This window comes from Thermococcus sibiricus MM 739 (assembly GCF_000022545.1).
GTDB lineage: Archaea > Methanobacteriota_B > Thermococci > Thermococcales > Thermococcaceae > Thermococcus_A > Thermococcus_A sibiricus.
Map to the genome: position 1 here is coordinate 778,988 of NC_012883.1, position 15,104 is coordinate 794,091.

Genomic DNA, 15,104 nt, shown 5'->3' on the forward strand with positions numbered 1-15,104 from the left:
AATTTAATACTAACAAAACATTACTTAAATCTTTCGAAGGAGCACAGCAAATTATTCTGGGCTTTTCTTTAGATTTAATTAAAAATGGTTTATTTAGCAACGTATTAAATAAAAAAAGGTGGAATATTTATTGGAAGTTCCTTTATAATCCAAAAGTTTATAAAGCTCTCACTCAGTTACTTTTGGGGAGAGTGAATGAGTAGATTAATAAGGTTCTTCTACATAATTAAATTGTAGGAGGGGGAAATTATGAGTGATGTTAAAGATGTCAATGTCAAAAGTCATGAAGAAGAATATGACGATTACGTTTACTATCTCAAACGTAGAATAAGGCAACTTGAACTCCAAGTGAGAACACTTGAAGCAGATAAAGAAAGGCTCGAGAGAGAACTCTCTCGCTTGAGGATGGAGATGTCAAGACTCAGACAGCCACCGGCATTTGCTGGAACTCTAATTGAACTCTTGGATGAAGATAGAGCAATTGTCCAAAACTACAATGGGCCAAGATTTGTTGTGAGAATTGCTCCTTGGATAGAGAGAGAAAATCTCAGGCCTGGTTCAAGAGTTGCTTTGGATCAAAGAACAATGGCAGTAATAGAGCTCTTACCATCCCAGAAAGATCCATCTGTCCTAGGATTTGAAGTTATTGAAAGGCCCACGGTGACATACAAGGACATTGGTGGTTTAAAGAAGCAATTAGTAGAGCTTAGAGAAGCTGTTGAATTACCTCTGAAACATCCGGAGCTTTTTGAGAAGGTAGGAATCGAGCCTCCAAGGGGTGTCTTACTGTATGGGCCACCGGGTTGTGGAAAGACTTTAATGGCTAAAGCCCTAGCTCATGAAGTTAATGCGACCTTTATAAGAGTTATTGGAAGTGAACTTGTGAGGAAGTATATAGGGGAAGGAGCGAGATTAGTAAGCGAACTCTTTGAGCTTGCGAGAGAAAAGGCTCCATCAATAGTTTTCATTGACGAAATAGATGCAATAGGTGCCAAAAGACTTGATGAAACAACTGGTGGAGAAAGGGAAGTTAACAGAACATTGATGCAATTATTGGCCGAGTTAGATGGGTTTGATCCAATGGGTGAGGTAAAGATAATTGCGGCAACTAATAGGCCCGATATCCTAGATCCTGCATTACTAAGGCCTGGAAGATTTGATAGATTGATAGAAGTTCCATTACCAGACTTCCGTGGAAGACTTGAAATTCTTAAGGTACATACGAGGAAGATGAATCTCAAAAAGGTTGATCTGAAAGTAATAGCTGAGATGACAGAGGGGGCCAGTGGTGCCGATCTAAAGGCCATTGTTACAGAAGCAGGAATGTTTGCAATTAGATCTAGAAGGGAATATGTGACACAAGAAGACTTTCTAAAGGGAGTTGAGAAGGTTCTTGGATCAGAGGAAAAGCTGGCACAGCAAATGGCCGCACATGAAGTTATGTACGGTTGATCTTTTCTTTACATTATTTGAGAAGGAGTTCTTAAGTCTTTAGTTTCAGTACTCTTTGTAAAAAAGTAAGTTTTGAAAATTCTTAAATAGTTTAGCTCAAATTATCATATACTGAAATTTATTGGGGTGATAAAATGAGGAGAATAGTTGTATTCTTAATACTGGGATTTTTAATTGGAATGTCTATTCAATACACCACAGCAATCCCAGAAGAAATGCTTTCTAAGGCCAGAATCTACGTGGGTTGGGAAGAGGGGTATTTGGAATCAACCCTAATGCCAGAAAGTACTTGGTTAATTGTCAAATGGTCAAAGGACTGGGATTTACCGTTTGGCTTTAACATTCCAGAAGGAGCCTGGATGGCAAGTCATTTTATTTGGTATACTAATAATATTAGCAAAGGCTTCTTCGGGTACAATGAGACTTCACTTGTCTCTTGGGGAGATCCAGACATCATTCCAGAGGCCGAGTATAGGGTCGAAGAATATGTTAAAATAGTGATATTAAACGAGAACGAGAATAAAAAGTATAAAGAAAAAGGTGCATTCAAAGCTTCCGACTTGGGATATCCATTCCCAGAAAATGCATATGTTGTCCACTACACCGTGGAAGTCTACAATGCCACAACCAACAGTCTTCTGTTTGAATACACACTTGTGCCGTTGTCTCCTTAGTTTTTACTTTATCTTGAATAGATCCGATCGAGTTATTATCCCTTCTGGTTTCCCCTCTCTATTTTGCACTATAATTGCTGGATGTTCCTCCAGTAAGTACTTCACGACTTCTATACTCTCATATTCATTCACTATAGGAAACGGTCCGTCCATGATTTCCATAACCTTTTTGGAGAGCAAGTCTTCATACTCAAAACTTTTTCGCACAAGTGTCTTTTCTGTTATAGAGCCCACCACCTTGTTTCCAGCAATCACGGGCACTTGAGATATGTTGTATTCATTCATAAGTTTAACAACATATTCAACAGTTTCGTATGGTTTAACCCCTATTATAGGAGAAGACATGAGTTCTTTTGCTGTAAAACGGCTTTTTTTACACTCTTTTAAGGCTTGCAGAATTCGATTAAAAGTTGATAACCTCGGATCAACCTTTCCAGTCTCCAGTTTTGCTATATATGCTTGGGTGACCCCCGCTCTTTGGGCAAGCTCTTCTTGCGTTATTCCTAATTCTTTTCGAAATCTCTTGATTTCTTTGGGGTCAATAGGTTGAGGAATAATTACCATGTATAACCACCGGTTATTAGTTTTTAAGTTACAGTTTAAAAACTTTCGCAGAGGTCTCAGATATTCTGTGTTATTACTTGAAAGGTTAGCCCTTTATGGTGAGGAGCTATGTGAAAACACCAAATCATTTATTAACTATTAGAACTTGATGAGTTTCAAGGTGGGGGAATTTATGGCCGGTACGGTGAGTAAGATTGTAATCTTTAATGACGAAGAGGAGTTTGTAGCGGATATGGAGGAAGCCATGGAGAGATTTACATATCTTGCGAGCAAATATGGTGTCAATGTTATAGAAGGCGTTTTGTTATGGGATTACATTGGAATTAGAGATGATGAAGGCATCAAAGTCTTTAGAATTGGAGAATTTCCCTATATTGAGGGAATATTAAAAGTTGATCTTGATATACTAAAAATTCTTGAGCAATATTTTGATGAAATGGAAAGCAGATGGGAAGATTTAACAACAGATGAGATAAACTATTTCGTTGAGATGTTAAATGATGCTCTCGGAGAGCATAGAGTTTACTATGAAGCCCATGAATTGGGACTGGAGCGAAATGAAGCTTACATCATACTTAACATCAAAGGTCTTTATTATCTTGAAAATGTGGTGGATAGTGAAGATAGGCATGTTTTGGATGAGGCTGTTTCAATTTTAACAAAATATATGTAGGTGGTAGAAATGCTGTTCAAGAAAAAGGGTCTCTTTACGGTTAGTGATGCCCTGAAAGTTGTGGAAATGGCAAGCAAGAAAGACCCAAGGGAGATCATAATAATGTGCGAGGCAATTGATGAAGATGCAAAGAGAAGACTTTGGGACTACGCAAAAGGAGTGGAACTAATGGCCGATTTAACTGGAGAAAAAAGAAATGTCAAGATTGAAATACTCGAAGGTTATGTAAGTGACAAGGTAAAAGGAATTGAGCTCTAAGGTGAGTGTATGTTTCTGGTAGAGATCTTCAACAGCTGGCAAGGAGAAGGGGGAAGCGTAGAAGGCAGTGCCTTTGGTAGGAGGCAAATTTTTGTTAGATTTGCGGGTTGTGATCTTAAATGCTGGTGGTGCGACTCTGCAAATTACATAATAGCTTCTAAAGTTCCAAAGTGGCGTTATGAGGTAGAACCTTTTACTGGAAAATTTGAATATAAACCAAATCCGGCAAATTTTGAGGAGGTGGTTAGTGCCATCCTTCACCTTGATACTGGTGATATACACTCTATAAGTTACACTGGAGGGGAACCAACTTTACAAACAAGGAATCTTTCAACGCTTATGAAGAAGATGCATGAATTGGGATTTAAGAACTTCTTGGAGACCAACGGAAGTAGACCGGAGAGAATAAATGATATTGCTCATCTAGTAGATTATGCAAGCGTTGATATTAAGGATGCGACTGCAAGAGCTACAGAAGACTGGAAAAATCTTGTCCTCAAGGAGGTAGAAAGCATTAGAATCCTTAAGCGATCTGGAGTAAAAACTTATGCAAAGCTTGTGGTTACACAAAATACAAAGGAAGAAGATGTTAAGTGGTATGCTAAACTTCTAAAAGGGCAGGCCCCAATAGTTATCCAACCCAGAGAGCCCATTGAAATGTCTCAAACTCAGTTGATGAGGCTATATAATACTGCAGCTAAAATTATGGGGCGGGAAAACGTTGGATTGAGTTTTCAGGTGCATAAGTATTTGAATGTTCTCTAAGATGAGTTTTTAAATATTCTGTACTATCCTCCCTTAGGCAATGATGTAGATTGGCCTTTGGGGTATTGATGCCCGAGATCGACGAAACTGAGCCTGTTATTATTTTTTCATGGCTTTATTGCCAGGCTTGTTCATTTTTGACCATCATCCCCTTGTAGTTTGACCACTCTATTAATTATTGGTGATGTGTGATGTTTAGTTTCGAGAGTTTGAGAAGGTTTTGGGAGAAGGAGAGGAAGCCTGAAGTTAAAAAAGAATGGGTGAAACATGAGGCAACGAACTTCCAAAGAAAAGTAATCTGATGCTATTATCCTCCAATTCCGAGGGGTTAAAAAGCAATTGGAAGAGTTCTGGTCTGCTCTATATTAAATTATAAAAATAGTAGCAAAACGAAAAAACAGATGTTTGAGCCTATTTGATCACGTGCTTGTAATAATACCAGAGCCCCCTTATTATATCTCTAACTTCAATCATCGTGAACATTGGGCTTCTGTTGATAAGCTTGGCCGTTTCTTCCCACGTGTGGGATTGAAGAACACGGTAAATGAGTAGATGTATTTGTCTTTCATCGAGGTATGGTTTCATCCATCCATCAAGGAAATAAAGCTTAACTATTGGCTTTACTGCATCTAGAACGGTGTCATAAGTTAAAACTTTCCCAACAAACATTTCAAGACGCTTTTTCTGAACCTCTGTGATGTTCAATGGATAGTCAACACTCTCCCCAAAAGGAGTCTCAAACAACCACCTAGCTATTTCTGGTTCCAGGTCTTTGTGCGTGTCCCCTAACCACTCTGTAAATCGTATTCTAAACTCGTCATTGGCTTTTTTGACTATTTCTTGAGCTTTTTTACTTATTGGTTTTATCACTATAGCTGTGTATTCCCCACTTACGGGATTTCTTGAAGGGCTTAAATGAACAGGGGCAAAACCATTTCTGATCCAGAATCTTATCAACTCTTCACTTGCTCCAAATCCACTTCCTACCCAGTCAAAGTTCTCCTTATCAGCTTCATATATTAACAATTCGAGAGCTCTGCTTCCAAGCCCCATATCCATAGCATCTGGATGGGTTGCTATTCTCACAACTCTGTATCCTTTTAGTCGTGCAAACTCCTTCGAATAGTGGTGCTTCACCATCATGTCTGGTATTATGTTGCCTCTCGGTTTGTATCCCTTAGCCATTTTATCTATGTCCTTCTTTGGGATTCCTCCCTCTTTGGCGATCTGTACTGCACATACTATCTTTCCATTCTTCAAGCGAAGGACCCTTGCTTCATGATGAGGAGCATCGGCCAAAAGTGCAACGTCGCTTGGCTTATTTCTGTAATGGGCAAGAACATAGATACCAACAAAGTGTCTCAAATCTTCTCTATCATTTTCAAACCAATCATCAAGGTCTGGCTTTTCAAAGTAGACTTCTTTCTTTCTAATAAACTCATAATCTTCTTCTGTAAGCGCTACTGCTTCTGCATCGAGGAGAAGAACATCAAAGAGCCATCTCTCAATGGGGTCGTTGCTTTCATATCTGATTGGGACTGAGAGATGAATTTCTTTAAATTCTCTCTTGTTTCTCGCCTTCTTGAGAAATTTAACAGAGAATCCTCTCCCGGCTCCTTCATATCCATGTATTGTTGATGAATAGATAACTTTTGGCTTATTTAGGTATTTATGGAGGATTGGGACATGAATTCCAGCGGCCTCATCAATAACGTAAACATCGGCGTTCATATTGTATCCTTGAGTTGGAGGATAATACCTCAATCCGATACCCTTAGCGTATATTTCTTTTATAAGACTATTTTCCTCAATCACTTTTGGTTTATAGCCTAGTTTTTGGAGACTCTTTTTTGCAAAACGGAAAAGACTTTGAACATTTTCAAGTTCTGGGGCTGTTACTACTATTCTAACACGCTTCTTCTTGGATTTAACTGCCAACCCAATAGAGCCTATGCCTACGCTGACACTTTTTCCCCTCCCTCTATCTGCAGTTAGGACAATCATACCGTCTCTTTCTATGAGGTTTTCGAGATTTTTAAGAACCTCAACTTGACCATTTGTGAGACAAAGCTCATAAAGTTCTCTTGGAAACCTCATTTTTCCTGGTATTTCAATTTTCTCTCTTTCAGGAAGTTTTGCTTGGCTTTTTCCTTCTTCTGGCCCTTTTACGATCTTTTGTGTATCTGCATCTAGGATGTAGACTCCCTCTTGCTCTTCGAGTTTTCTGATTAGTCTTCTGTTAAAACGCTTTTTTACATCATCTATCGTATACGGAGGAGTAACGAGGCTTTTGTGGAAACCGGTCCACATCTTTTTCCATTTCTCAAAGGGGTTCGCAAGAACAAAAATTAATCCCCCTCCTCTCACAGTCTCAATTATTCTACCAAGATCATTTGGAGAAAAATCGTAGCTGAGGTCAAGAACAAGAAGATCGTAAGTTCTTCCCAGAATGTCCCGAGTATATTTGAATGTTACAGAAGTTACATTCACATTGTCCCCTGCCAGAATATCAAAGTGTTTTCTGAATTCTTCATATCTCATTCTCCCAAAAGTCTCTGGTCCAAGGGCATCGGTGGCATATAACATTTCCACCTTATCTTCACTTTCATCTCTAAGCTTTTTTTTCACAAGTTCCCCCAGAATTGAAGAGATTATTTTAGCAGAGGCCCCTCCAAGAATTCCAGCCAATGTGGCCTTTTTCATTGTATCGCTTGCAAGAACTATTATTCTCCTGTGGAATCCTTCAATAGATTCAGCAAGGGCTGTTTCGGTGAGCTTCAGAGTTGAGTCTTTAATACCCTCGCTCTTGGCGTACTCTCTCACTTCCTTGTCAAATCTCACTTTCACAGTCATTTCTCATCCCCAGAAATGAAAAAGTTGGAATCTTTAAAAACCTATACTTCATTAAGATGCTAATTTAAACGCTAAACTTTTATACGAAAAGGTCCTAATTAGTACGGTGATCTTATGAAGAAGCTTGATGCAAAAGATTTGGCTAACTTTAAACTTGTGGGTGGACTTGATATATACAAGAAGAAAGTTGCATTTACAGTAAGTGAAATAAATGTGAAAAAGGATGAGTATTTTTCAAGAATTTACCTTTATGATGGAAGAAAAGCTGTGCAGTTTACCTCTGGGCCTAAAGACTCAAATCCTCGCTTTTCACCTGATGGAAAGTTAATAGCGTTCACTTCAAAACGAGAAAAAGAGAGCAAAGAGGCCGAACTTTATTTGATTCCCACCGCAGGAGGAGAAGCTAAACTCTTAACGAGATTCAAATTTGGAATAAACAACTATGAATTCTCCCCAGATGGCAAAACTCTTGCTGTGATTACTCAAGTAGAGCCTGAGAGAAAGAAAAAAGGAGAAGATGTGCACTTAATTAAGGAAGTTCCTTTTTGGTTTAATGGGATAGGATGGGTTTATGGAAGGAGGGGCCACATTTATCTCGTTGATGTCGAAAGTGGAAAGAAGAGGAAACTCACTGGGGGAAATCTTAATGTGCAAACACTCAAGTGGAGTAGAGATGGAACCCGGATCTACTTTGTGGCACAGGAGGATAGAGAAAAACAACCAAGGATAAGCGATCTATTTGTAATCAATGTGAAAACTAAGAAAATTAAAAAACTCACTGAGTCTAAATGGCGTATCGGCGATTTTGTTCCTCTTGATGATGAAACATTTATTCTAAGAATGAATACTCTTGAGAGAGGAGGAGCAACTAATACGCACATTTATCACTTTGATTCAAAAACTAAGAAAATAAAAAAGCTCACAGCAAAACTTGATCGCTCAGCGTATAATTCCCTCAATTGCGACGTTAGAGGCCCTTCAAGAAACCCACTCATTTACAAAGATGGGTGGATCTATTACATAGCGACCGACGGCCCAAGGGCAAACCTCTTCCGTGTCAATTTGAAAGGGAAGATAGAACGAGTTGTGAGAGGATACAAGAGTGTGGAAACCTTTGGCATCGGTGATTACATAGCCTTTATTGCCCAAGATGCTAAAACCCCAACGGAGCTCTATATTTTGAAAGATGGTAATGAGAAGAAGGTTACAGCCTTTAATGATTGGATTGAGGAGTACAACCTCTCAGAACCAGAACATTTTAGGGTTAAAGTCTCCGATGGCATGGAAATTGATGCCTGGATAATGAAACCTGTTGGGTTTAAGAAAGGAAAGAAGTACCCTGCCGTCCTTGAGATCCATGGAGGCCCTAAAACTGCCTATGGTTACTCATTCATGCATGAATTTCATGTTTTAGCTGCAAAGGGCTTTGTTGTGATATTCTCCAACCCAAGGGGAAGTGACGGTTATGGAGAGGATTTTGCCGATATAATGGAACACTACGGAGAGAGGGATTATCTGGATTTGATGGAGGTTGTTGACGAAGCGATAAAGAGGTTTGACTTTATAGACCCAGAAAGGATTGGAGTAACTGGTGGTTCCTATGGTGGTTTCATGACGAACTGGATAGTTGGGCATACAAATCGGTTTAAGGCAGCTGTAACCCAGCGTTCGATATCTAACTGGATGAGCTTTTTTGGAACGACAGATATTGGCTAATTCTTCGCCCCAGATCAAATAGGTGGAGATCCTTGGAACAACACCGAAGGCTATTGGGAAAAGAGCCCGCTGAAATATGCTCCAAACGTCGAAACACCTCTTCTCATAATCCACTCAATGGAAGATTATCGCTGTTGGCTCCCAGAGGCGTTGCAATTCTTCACAGCTTTGAGATATCTTGGGAAGGAGGTGCAACTTGCTTTATTCCCAGGTGAAAATCACGATCTCTCAAGAAAAGGAAATCCAAAGCACAGGATGAAGAGACTTGAACTTATAGTGGGCTGGATGGAAAAGTGGCTTAAGGGTTGATAATTCCTAGCCCTTACACTTTTTAACTCTATTTTTATGGAATTTTTGACACAGCAAGAGAAAAGAAAAGGAGAATAAAGCCTCAAAGTGTGTAGTCCAAAACCTTTTGAGCTTCCTCAATATGCTCTGGATAGACATTTCTTATCTCCGGGTGAAGGGCCTTGATAATTCTCCCAACGAGCACAAAGAGAGTTCCCACTATTATAGGAAGCTCGTTGACTAACTCCTCTTCAAGTGGGACCTCCACAGGAATCCCCCTGAGGATAAATTTTCTAATGGGGTCAATTTCAACGCCTTCACTTTCTATGACGGCCCTGAAAAGGTTCATAGAGTTTTTAAACCCTTTTGTGAGTGGTAAATGTCTGAGTTTTATTGTCTCACTTCTTTCACTCATTGCGTTTTCATAGGCAACTTCAAATAAGTCAGTAAGCTTCCTTTCAACGATTTTCATCATTTCCTCAGCTCTTGGTTTTATAAGGGCTAGTTCACAGGTTTTTTCGAGAATTTTCTGGAGTTGGGGGAAAGGTATTATCATCTCTCTCATCCATCCTCACCCCTACCTCCATTTTCACTTCAGTATACATTTAGTTACAATAAGTATATAAATTTTTCTCAGACATTGAATAGAATTCATCATGCTAAGAGGAGTATATATGAAAAAGGCCTTTTAACCGAGGAAACCTCTTATGTCCGCAGCCTGCACAATAACACTTTCTTCAAATTTTCCAGATATTATCTGGGAGGTAAGTGTTTGGTGTCTTTCTTCTGCTTCTATTCCCATTTCCTTTTGCAACTTCACTATTTTGTTTAAAAATTTGAATTTTTGACTAGTTTTCGGATTGAAAAACTTTAAGGCAAACTCCAAATCCCTATAAAGGCCATAGTAGTATTCAGCAAGCTCTTCAATATCTTTCTCACTTAACGTACTTAATCCAAGTAGTTCTGGTGGTACCCCAAGAGAGTAGAGTGAAGCTGTGAATTTTATAGCTCTTGGAAGGACCTCACCGTTTATTTTTCTGGAATATCCAAAGAGTCCTATGTGAAGTTTTCTTTTTCGCCTTGAAGGAACAAACTTTGCAATTTCTCTTATGTAGGGTGCGAGGAGTTTGAGCTCTGCTGTATACTCTTTTTCATATTTTTCCAATATTTTAAAAACACCTTCATCAACAGAAGCACTCTTTTTTCTTTTTCTCTCATTTACTTTTTCAATAGCTCTAATGACTTCTTTGGGGTCATTATCATACTTAAAGGAACTTTGTACAGTGAAAGTCTGAACGTTTGGATATTCTTTGATGGTATTTTCTACATTCTCTGGAATGAAGTGTCCTCTAAATGGAGCACTTCCAACACCAATTATTGGATAAATTGGAACACTTAATTCTTCTTCAAGTTCTTGGATGTTAAATAAGGCGTATTTGTCATATATTACCGCACTTATAAGGCCGTAGTTCATTGCGGGGTCACTTCTGGCTAAAAACACTCTCTGGTACTCAAAGTTTTTTCCAGTTAAATATTCTTTCAGAATTTCATGGGAATTCAGGATGGCCTCTTTTGTTTCAAATAGTGGAATGACATTTATCTCTTCCGGATAGAATTCTCCAATCCATTCATAGATTTTGATATCGTACACCCTTTTGTACTGCTTCCCAATAATGTATCTCTTGTAAAGTTCATACACTCTCTCGATCTCCTTCGAGGAGGTTGTCATTGGCAGAATAACCTCAAAAATTGGAGCAATTTCTTCCCCATAAAACAACTTTGCATAGTCAGCTGATCGAGGAATGCTTTCGAGTGTTTCAAGTAAGAGTTTAGCTTCAGCTTTTTCCACACTTGGATTTGGTACACGGGGAGTAATCCTTATATCCCTTCCTAGTTTTTTCTTTTTGAAGAACTGCCCGTATTTTTCCAGTAACTTTTTTATTACAAACTCGTCTACTTCTTTTCCTTCAAAGTCCCACATTTGTTCTTGTACTCCCAAGACACTAAAAGCATAAAATGCTTCTAAGACTTCATCTTCTCCTCCCAAAGAACTCTCATGTGCAAAAAACGGAATATAGACGTTGTCAGGATGTTGAGTGCTCATAGTTCTAGGTATCATATAATCCACCAAACTAACAAATATCATGAAAAATTTAAGTTTTTTTGATATTTAATTGACTATATGACAGAAGATCTCAAGGTATTTCTTTGTTCTCTTGCACAATGTTTTAATCTTTCAAATGCAATTTTTAATGGTGATGCAAATGAAATCTCTAGAAAAAGTTCACAGGTTTCCACCACGATATGGCCCTGAGTGGGGAAGTGGTGGGATATTTGGATTGAGGTATCACAACGGTGTTCTCTATTTTACCTTGGCATTTGAGGCCCAAGCACACTTTATAAGAGAAGATTCGAAGAAAATCTATGAATTTGAGCTTGTTGGGGAAAAACCAACATCTGGTGGAGACACGTATAATGCAGTTGAGACTGTGGATGAATTTATTTATTTTGGGGGCTGGGTACACGCTCCTGCAGTTTATGAAGGAAAAAACGAAAAGTCCACAATAAGTTTCGTGAACAAGTATTCTCACGTTCATAGTTATGATACAGAAAACGATGAGGTAAAGCTCCTCTGGAAAGACTCTATTCACCATAAAACTAACTGGGCTGGTGAGGTCAGCGATATAATCTACGATCCTTATGAAGACAAACTTCTTCTCGCTAGAGAGGACGGACATGCAAATCTAGGAATTTATGAGGCTGATAGGAAAAGTGGAGAAGCGAAATGTTTAAATGAAAGTCCAAGTCTTAAAGGTGCCCTCGTTCACGATGCTATCTTTTTTGGAGTTGGTAAGAACTTTGAGTTGGGAGTGCAAGAGCTACATGTTTTGGATCTGATAACTAGGAAATGGGAGCGTTTTTCAATTCCCAAGAGTGCTTTAGATGGCCATCCAATCATTAGGCCGGTTCTCGGGGACATGGAGAGTGCTTACAATAGAGTTTTTGCTTTTACTAGGGGTGGGGTTTTTGTGGGGAACCCTTTAAATGAGGAGGAGATGAAGTTCGCAAGACTCTTTGATTTTCCAAACTTCTATGCGCCTATGAGAGTAAATGCTCTGCCAATAGGAGGAGGTCTGCTTATAGCATACAATGCTCACCATGACGCGGTTTACAAACCCATAGACAAAAATACAAAGCTTATGGCAGAGGTTACAAACACCATAAACGCACCCAGCATTCTCCTTTATGTAACGCCGCCAATGGTAAAGATTGTCGGAGTATTTGGGGCCAGAATCACGAGCATTGAAAAGGCCTTTGGGAAAATACTCCTTGGAACTAACACCACTCCAAATACAGGGGCTCTTGAAGCGACACCATTTGATACAGGAAATAGAGACATAGTTATCCTTGATGAGAAGATACTCCAGGAAAGGCCGCCTTCAGTTACATTTGCTTTGGAAATGGCCTCTCTTGCAAAAGTTGCACAGTTCTTTGGGGAAACAGTGTTTGGGGGAATACCTTTGAGTGGTTATAGAGAACCGAAGGTGATAATAAACGCTAGTAAGGACAATACTTTGAGTATTTATGAATATGACTTAGAACTCCCTCTAAATGGTGCGTGTGAAGAGACGATTAAAATCGATCCAGGGAGGAATGTAATTGACCTCTCATCGTTTGGAGGCATTGTCTCATTTAAATTCGAAAAAATGGATCCAGCAGGCAAAATGAAAATAAACCTTCTTTGATTTTTAATTTTAAAAATAGAAAAATCAAGCAGCTGCAATGTTTTTCCAGCTTAAGCTTTCTATTATCAGCTCATCAGGTGTCAATGTTTTTTCCCTGATTATTTCTGGTTTGAATTCTTCAAGCATTTGGAGTATCTCCTCTCTGGAAAGTTTGCTCTCATCGAAAATTATGTAGCCACTCTTGGAATATCCATTGAGGAAAACCCTGTAAACTGCTAAATTGATTGCAAGTTTGTATTGCATGCGTCTAGCCTCTTCTGGAGTTATGTTGTCAAATTTGAAGTCTATTCTAATCATTGCTCATCACCAAAGTAGTTCTTTATATCGATGTAGGTTTTTCTATAGAGTTCACTCTTCTTCATCTTTTCAACGAACTCCTTGGTTCTCACGTATTTGTCCTTCCGGTACTCCCAGTCTGGATGTAGTTTCTTCCACTCCTCCCAGGTATAGCTGAACTGGGCTTGGGTTTTATCCCTGTAGAGCTCTGGGATTACGTTAAAGGTACAGAATGGAACGATTCTTCCGTCTGGCATGGCGTAGTGAATGACACAACGCTCAACCCTCTCGACATCATAGTTGTACTCATCCATAAAGTGCATCATTCCAAGGAAGAGACTTTTATAGTGGAACTCTCCAAGGGCTTCATACGTTCCATGGGTAAATGCTTCTCTCATGATTTTCAGTATATCAAAGCTTTTTGGAGCATATTTGTCATCATAGAAGCTCTTGAACTTGAGAAATACTTCTGCTCCAAGCTTGAGTTTTTGAAGTCTGCCAAGATGATGCCATTTCCCGAATTCCTCTGCTTTCTCTTCTAGGAATTCTACAAATCCTTCAATATCAAGAAATCTTGAGATCGGAATTACCCTCTCTTCATCAAGGAACACGTAAGTTGCTGCACCACATCCAAAGTGTGATGTCATGTAATACCTTTTACCTGCAAATGCTTCGAAGAACTTTGCTATGTGCCCCGCTATTGGTATGGGATACCAGTCATCCATTGCTATGACTCCGTTTGTTTGGTCCTCTATCTTCTTTATTGCTCCGGGGATTGTTATCCTAAATCTCTGGCGCTCCTTCTTTGGTACTCTACCGACGAGAGAAATTGGCTGGAAGTTCACTGATCTAACGATGTCCAAATGATTAAGACCAAAGTTTATTATTGCACCTGTTTCATGGTCGTTTACGTTTCTTATCAAAGTTGGTACCAAAACAATTCCTGGCCCACCGGCCTTTCTGACATTTTCAAATATTAGTGGAATTTCCCAATGGTTTTTCCAATTTGTTTTTGGTGTAACACCATCAAAGCTTAAGTAGAAGGTGTTTACACCAGCTTCTCTAACCCTTTTAACTAGTTCGGGCTCGAATGCAAATCTTATGCCATCTGTGTTGAATTGAATGTGGTCATAACCTTCCTCTTTTGCAATTTTTATTATTTCTATGATATCATCTCTTAATGAGGGTTCTCCACCAGTGAACTGGACGGCATTTGCACCAATTGGCTCTTCGCTCTTTGCGTTACGGAGCATCATGCGTATCTGCTCGAGGGTTGGTTCGTAGACTGGTTGTCCCTCTTTATGGTAGAAGAAACAATACCAGCACGATAAGTTGCAACGATTAGTTAAAACTATGTTCAGAAGGTTCGTGTGAGAGCGATGTCTTGGACAAAGACCGCAATCAAAAGGGCAGTTTACACCTGTATTTTCAATGTTGTAGCTCTTTATCTTAAAATCATACTTCCATTCTTCAAAGCGTTTATACATTTTGGCATCTTCATAATAAACATCAGTAATCATACCTTCAGGACATTTCTTTGTTATCCAGACTTTTCCATCTTTTTCCCAGACAACTGCAGGAACTACATCACGTGTTTCTGGACAAAGGGACCATGTCCTATGAGGGAGAGGGCCCCCATAGTTTCTACTGGCATTGCTGAGGAGCTCGTGAAATTCTTCCTCAGTTATCTCGGGGTATTCGATAATATCGCGAAGGTTTTGGGTTAATTCTTCAAATTCTTTCTCTCCACTTGGAGTTCCCTCAGGTACCTCTTCCATACTTCTCACCTCTAAAAGTTTTTACAAATATTGAATATAAAAACTTTTGCGTAAATATGAA

The 15,104-nt window shown here is 39.2% G+C and carries 12 protein-coding genes and 1 pseudogene; 7 read left to right on the top strand and 6 right to left on the bottom strand.

Translation table 11 applies throughout. The features are described from left to right. Window positions 1–249: 249 nt before the first annotated feature. Entirely contained in the window at window positions 250–1,452 is a 1,203-nt protein-coding gene (locus TSIB_RS04210; RefSeq protein ID WP_015849143.1) for a proteasome-activating nucleotidase, read from the top strand. A 134-nt stretch (window positions 1,453–1,586) separates the two neighbouring features. Beyond that, window positions 1,587–2,126 carry a hypothetical protein gene (locus TSIB_RS04215; RefSeq protein ID WP_015849144.1) on the top strand — a complete coding sequence of 180 codons (540 nt, stop codon included), beginning with the start codon at window positions 1,587–1,589 and terminating at the stop codon, window positions 2,124–2,126. Window positions 2,127–2,129: 3 nt separating this feature from the next. Here the strand turns inward: TSIB_RS04215 and TSIB_RS04220 are convergent, their stop codons facing one another. Next, window positions 2,130–2,690: a CBS domain-containing protein gene (locus TSIB_RS04220; protein WP_015849145.1), complete on the bottom strand. Its 561-nt coding sequence runs from the start codon at window positions 2,688–2,690 to the stop codon at window positions 2,130–2,132. A 172-nt stretch (window positions 2,691–2,862) separates the two neighbouring features. Here TSIB_RS04220 and TSIB_RS04225 point away from each other — a divergent pair, with 172 nt between their 5' ends. Genes TSIB_RS04225 through TSIB_RS04235 form a run of 3 tightly spaced genes read left to right on the top strand, consistent with a single transcriptional unit; the run spans window position 2,863 to window position 4,386 of the window. Then, a complete protein-coding gene (locus TSIB_RS04225; protein ID WP_048160294.1) occupies window positions 2,863–3,363 on the top strand; it encodes a hypothetical protein in 501 nt (166 codons plus the stop codon). 9 nt (window positions 3,364–3,372) lie between these two features. After that, the gene (locus tag TSIB_RS04230; RefSeq protein ID WP_048160295.1) at window positions 3,373–3,621 is read left to right on the top strand and encodes a hypothetical protein; all 249 of its coding nucleotides are present in this window, start codon (window positions 3,373–3,375) and stop codon (window positions 3,619–3,621) included. 9 nt (window positions 3,622–3,630) lie between these two features. Then, entirely contained in the window at window positions 3,631–4,386 is a 756-nt protein-coding gene (locus tag TSIB_RS04235; RefSeq protein ID WP_015849148.1) for a 7-carboxy-7-deazaguanine synthase QueE, read from the top strand. 411 nt (window positions 4,387–4,797) lie between these two features. Here the strand turns inward: TSIB_RS04235 and TSIB_RS04240 are convergent, their stop codons facing one another. Beyond that, the gene (locus TSIB_RS04240) at window positions 4,798–7,239 is read right to left on the bottom strand and encodes a tRNA(Met) cytidine acetyltransferase TmcA (RefSeq protein WP_015849150.1); all 2,442 of its coding nucleotides are present in this window, start codon (window positions 7,237–7,239) and stop codon (window positions 4,798–4,800) included. A 114-nt stretch (window positions 7,240–7,353) separates the two neighbouring features. On the opposite strand from TSIB_RS04240, the pseudogene TSIB_RS04245 reads away from it, so the two are divergent. Then, window positions 7,354–9,264 (top strand): annotated as a pseudogene (locus tag TSIB_RS04245) (S9 family peptidase). Between the two features lie 82 nt (window positions 9,265–9,346). Here the strand turns inward: TSIB_RS04245 and TSIB_RS04250 are convergent. Together TSIB_RS04250 and ppcA are read right to left on the bottom strand one after the other, a co-directional pair. Then, window positions 9,347–9,808, bottom strand: coding sequence for a DUF1931 family protein (locus TSIB_RS04250; RefSeq protein WP_015849151.1), 462 nt, complete (start codon window positions 9,806–9,808; stop codon window positions 9,347–9,349). 123 nt (window positions 9,809–9,931) lie between these two features. Beyond that, window positions 9,932–11,362, bottom strand: a complete 1,431-nt coding sequence (gene ppcA / locus TSIB_RS04255; RefSeq protein WP_048160296.1) for a phosphoenolpyruvate carboxylase — start codon at window positions 11,360–11,362, stop codon at window positions 9,932–9,934. A gap of 145 nt (window positions 11,363–11,507) precedes the next feature. Here ppcA and TSIB_RS04260 point away from each other — a divergent pair, with 145 nt between their 5' ends. Beyond that, window positions 11,508–12,989 carry a DUF2139 domain-containing protein gene (locus TSIB_RS04260; RefSeq protein ID WP_048160297.1) on the top strand — a complete coding sequence of 494 codons (1,482 nt, stop codon included), beginning with the start codon at window positions 11,508–11,510 and terminating at the stop codon, window positions 12,987–12,989. A 24-nt stretch (window positions 12,990–13,013) separates the two neighbouring features. On the opposite strand, the gene TSIB_RS04265 is transcribed toward TSIB_RS04260, so the two are convergent. Both TSIB_RS04265 and tes read right to left on the bottom strand, forming a co-directional pair. Beyond that, complete coding sequence (locus tag TSIB_RS04265) at window positions 13,014–13,286, bottom strand: DUF3213 domain-containing protein (protein ID WP_015849154.1); 273 nt, start codon at window positions 13,284–13,286, stop codon at window positions 13,014–13,016. Further along, window positions 13,283–15,043 (bottom strand): tetraether lipid synthase Tes, encoded by a 1,761-nt coding sequence (gene tes, locus TSIB_RS04270; RefSeq protein WP_015849155.1) that lies wholly within the window; start codon window positions 15,041–15,043, stop codon window positions 13,283–13,285. The genes TSIB_RS04265 and tes overlap by 4 nt, the downstream gene beginning before the upstream one ends. Between the last annotated feature and the right edge of the window lie 61 nt (window positions 15,044–15,104).